The organism is Spirillospora sp. NPDC046719, assembly GCF_040645715.1.
In the GTDB taxonomy this organism is placed as follows: Bacteria; Actinomycetota; Actinomycetes; order Streptosporangiales; family Streptosporangiaceae; genus Spirillospora.
This window is the reverse complement of record NZ_JBEYYT010000641.1, coordinates 1-4132: the sequence shown is the minus strand read 5'-3', so window position 1 is coordinate 4132 and position 4132 is coordinate 1. Positions and strand designations below refer to the sequence as shown.

Here is a 4132-nt window from a genome sequence, read left to right as displayed (position 1 = left end):
GCGCGGGCGGCCAGCAGCCACCACGCCGCGTTCGCGAACCCGCCGAGCAGCGACGCGGCGGTGAACAGCGCGACGCCGGCGGCGAACGTGCGGCGGCGGCCGAACACGTCCCCGGCGCGCCCGCCGAGCAGCAGCAGGCCGCCGAATGCGAGCATGTAGGAGTTCTGGACCCAGGCGAGTCCCCCGGTCGACAGCCCGAGGCCCGCCCGGACGTCGGGGAGCGCGATGGTGACGACGGAGGTGTCGAGGCCGATCATGAGCTGGCAGCCCACGATGACGGCGAGGACGACGCCTGGACGATGATGGACGCGGGGGCCGGCCGGCGGAGCGGTGGGCTCCTCCGGCGCGGCCGTACGACCGTGCGGTGCGGCGGGCACGGCGAACCTCCGGAACGGAATTTAGGGAACGGCGAAGTACACTATGTGGGGAACGTACCACCGATCGGCAGGAAAGAGAACGTTCGCGTTCACTATTTTCGGGAGCATGCGGTGACCCCGGCCACCCGCAGGCGCGGCGACGCCCTCGAGGCGGCGATCTTCGACGCGGTGTTCGAGCAGCTCGAAGCGGTCGGCTACCGGAAACTGACCATGGAGGGCGTCGCGTCCGCGGCCCGCACCGGCAAGGCCGCGCTCTACCGGCGCTGGTCGTCCAAGGACGAGCTCATCACCGACGCCCTCAAGCACGTCCTGCCCGAGCCGCCCGTCCAGGAGCCGAGCGGCGACGTCCGCGCGGACGTGCTGCGGCTGTGCCGGACGTTCCAGCAGACGATCGAGGCGTGCCACGGCGCGCCGGTCCGGGTCCTCAAGGAGGAGACCACGCGCGAGGACGGCAAGGGGCTCATGCACGACGTCGTGCAGTCGCGGATGACCGGCCCCGTCAAGGAGGCGCTGTACCGGGTCCTGGAGGACGGCGCCGCGCGCGGTGAGGTCCGCCCCGGGGCGGTGACCCGGCAGGTCGCCAACGTCGGCCCGGCGATGATCGTGTACCAGAACCTCACCGGGGCACCGGAGGTCACCGACGACTTCATCGTCTCTCTGGTGGACAACGTCATCATGCCGACGATCCGCCCCTGAGCGGGGCGGACCGCCGGCGCCGCGCTCAGAGCGCCATCTCGTCCTTGCGCGCCATCCCGCCCTTGCGCGCCGCCTTGTCGCCGCGCGCCGCCTCCTCCGTGCGCGGCTCCCCGTCCATGCGCGCCGCCTCGTCGACGACCACGCGGTGGTGCCAGTACGGCGGCGCGATGCCCTCCTCGCGCAGCACCCGGTGCAGCCGCTTGAGGAACTGGTGCTTGATCTCGAACTGGTCGCCGAACTCGGTGGAGCGCAGGATGACGTGGAAGCCGACGGTCGAGTCGTTGAAGTCGTCGAAGCGCACCAGCACGTTCGCGTCCTCGATGCCGCCCTGCACGTCGTGCATGACGTCCTTGCCGACCTTCACCAGCAGCTTCTCCACCCGGTCGAGGTCCACGTCGTAGGCCACCTTGGCGTACACCATCACCGACATGTCCTGCGCCGGGCGGTGGTAGTTGGTGAGGATCGTGTCGCTGAACCGCTGGTTCGGGATGACCTCGATGTTGTCCGACAGCGTCCGGATGGAGGTGTTGCGCCAGTTGATGTCGACGACGTACCCCTCCTGACCGGTGGCCAGCCTGATGTAGTCGCCCGGCTCGATCGTCTTGGACGCGAGCACGTGCACCCCCGCGAACAGGTTCGCCAGGGTGTCCTGCAGCGCCAGCGCGACCGCGAGGCCGCCGACACCCAGGGCGCCGAGCAGCGGCGTGATCGAGATGCCGAGGCTCTGCAGCATGATCAGGATGCCGATGCCCATCACCAGCACCCGGGTGATGTTCGCGAAGATCGTCACGTTCGCGGCGGTGCCCTGCCGGGCCGACGCGACCGAGGTGACCACCCCGGCGATCATCCGGGCCAGCGCCAGCGAGAACACCAGGATCGTCGCCGCCGACAGCACCCGCCCCGTCACCAGCAGCGTGCCGTGCGGCAGCTTCAGCGTCTTCGCGGCGAACCACGCCCCGGTCAGCAGCGCCACCGGCACCGCCAGGTCGCGCACCAGCCGCGCCGCCAGGTCGTCCCAGGCCCACCGGGTGTCCCCGGCCCGGCGGAACAGCCGGGCCGTCAGCACCCGGAGCACGACCGCGATCGCGAGCGCCGCCGCCATCACGACGGTGGCGGCGACCAGCCGCTCCCAGCTCACCCCGTGGAAGGCGTGCTGCATCGTTCCTCCTCAGGGCGGCCCCGCGCCGCCCGTCGTCCGGCAGTGCGCAATCCTTGCCGCAAACCGCCCTCGATCGTAGTGAAACCTGGCAATTCTGCGAGACACCTCACAGCGGGGTTCCCCTCACCCGCCGGATACGATCGATCAAGTGGTAGGCGTGGAGAGGATGCGCCGGCTCGGGGTCACGGCGCTCGGACTGCGGAACGGCCCCCACAAGGTGACGGTCGACCGCGACCTGGAGGTCCGGGCCGCCGACGGCGTCAGGCTGCTGGCCGACCGGTACGCGCCCGCCGACGTCGAGCGCGCGCCCGTCGTGCTCGTCCGCTCGCCGTACGGGCGGCGCGGGCCGTTCGGGCTGATGTGCGGGCAGGCGTTCGCCTCGCACGGCTTCCAGGCCGTGGTGCAGAGCGTGCGCGGCGGCTTCGGCTCCGGCGGCGTGTTCGAGGCGCTCGACGAGCGCGAGGACGGCCTCGCCACCATCGCGTGGCTGAAGGAGCAGCCGTGGTTCGGCGGCACCTTCGCGATGCACGGCCCGAGCTACCTCGGCTACGTCCAGTGGGCGGTCGCCGCCGAGGCCGGACCGGAGCTGAAGGCCCTGTCGATGCAGGTCACCGCGTCCACCTTCCGGGACGCCGTCAACGTCGGCGGCACCTTCGCGCTGGAGTCGGCGCTCATCTGGGTCGACCTCACCGCGCGGATGAAGAACTCGCTGTCCGGCATCACCACCGGCATCATGTCGCCGCGCCGCGCCCGGCGCGCCGCGCTGTCGGGCCGCCCCCTCGCCGAGCTGGACCGGATCGCGACCGGCGAGCAGCAGCGGTTCTTCCAGGAGCTGCTGGTCAACGGCCCCGACACCCCGTTCTGGGACAAGCGCGACTTCAGCCCCACCGTCTCCCGGGTCGGCGCGCCGGTGAACATGACCGGCGGCTGGTACGACATCTTCCTGCCGTGGCAGCTCAAGGACTACGCCGCGCTCCGCGCCGCCGGGCACCGCCCCTACCTCACCATCGGCCCCTGGTTCCACGCCGACCAGCGGATGATGCGCGGCTCCGTGCACGAGTCCGTCAAGTGGTTCCGCGCGCACCTGCTCGACGACCCGTCCGGCCTGCGGGAGAAGCCCGTCCGGCTGCTGGTCACCGGGGTGGACGAGTGGCGCGAGTTCCCCGACTGGCCCGTCCCCGGGATGCGCGAGCAGCGCTGGCACCTGCAGCCGGCCGGCGCCCTCTCCCCCGACGAGCCGCCCGAGTCCGAACCGGACGCCTACCGGTACGACCCGGAGCACCCGACGCCGTTCCTCGGCGGCCCCACCCTGCTCGGCGAGACCCATCCCGTCACCGACCAGCGCCGCCTCGAACGCCGCCGCGACGTGCTCGTCTACACCTCGCCCGTGCTGGACGAGGACCTGGAGATCATCGGCCCGGTGACCGCGGACCTGCACGTCCGCTCGAACCGCGAGCACACCGACTTCGTCGTCCGGCTCTGCGACGTCACCCCGGACGGCGAGTCCCTCAACCTGTGCGAGGGCATGCGGCGGCTCGTCCCCGGCGCGCCCGAGCCCGGCGAGGACGGCGTCCGACGCGTCACCGTGGAGCTGTGGCCCGCCGGGCACCGCTTCCGCCGCGGGCACCGCGTCCGCGTCCAGGTCGCCAGCGGTGCCTACCCCCGCGTCGCCCGCAACCCCGGCACCGGCGCGCCCATCGGCACCGCCACCGAGATGCTCACCGCCGACCAGGAGGTCCTGCACACGCCGGACCACCCGAGCGCGATCGTCCTCCCGGTCGTCCCCCTCCGCTGACCCGCGGAGCCGCCGGCCCGCGGAGCCGCGGGGGCCCGCGGGGGGGCCCCGGGGGGCGGGGGGGGGGGGGGCGCGGGCGGCGGGGGGGGGGGGGGGGGGTGTGTG

At 72.7% G+C, this 4132-nt stretch carries 4 protein-coding genes; 2 read left to right on the top strand and 2 right to left on the bottom strand.

Annotated features, from left to right (window positions below):
- A partial coding sequence (locus ABZ914_RS47825; protein WP_500201277.1) for an MFS transporter occupies positions 1-377 on the bottom strand: 377 nt, incomplete at its 3' end.
- Positions 378-488: 111 nt separating this feature from the next.
- On the opposite strand from ABZ914_RS47825, the gene ABZ914_RS47820 reads away from it, so the two are divergent.
- Complete coding sequence (locus ABZ914_RS47820; RefSeq protein WP_500201276.1) at positions 489-1073, top strand: TetR/AcrR family transcriptional regulator; 585 nt, start codon at positions 489-491, stop codon at positions 1071-1073.
- A 25-nt stretch (positions 1074-1098) separates the two neighbouring features.
- Here the strand turns inward: ABZ914_RS47820 and ABZ914_RS47815 are convergent, their stop codons facing one another.
- Positions 1099-2232, bottom strand: a complete 1134-nt coding sequence (locus ABZ914_RS47815) for a mechanosensitive ion channel family protein (protein ID WP_500201275.1) — start codon at positions 2230-2232, stop codon at positions 1099-1101.
- Positions 2233-2398: 166 nt separating this feature from the next.
- On the opposite strand from ABZ914_RS47815, the gene ABZ914_RS47810 reads away from it, so the two are divergent.
- Positions 2399-4027: a CocE/NonD family hydrolase gene (locus ABZ914_RS47810; protein ID WP_387024013.1), complete on the top strand. Its 1629-nt coding sequence runs from the start codon at positions 2399-2401 to the stop codon at positions 4025-4027.
- Positions 4028-4132: the final 105 nt, after the last annotated feature.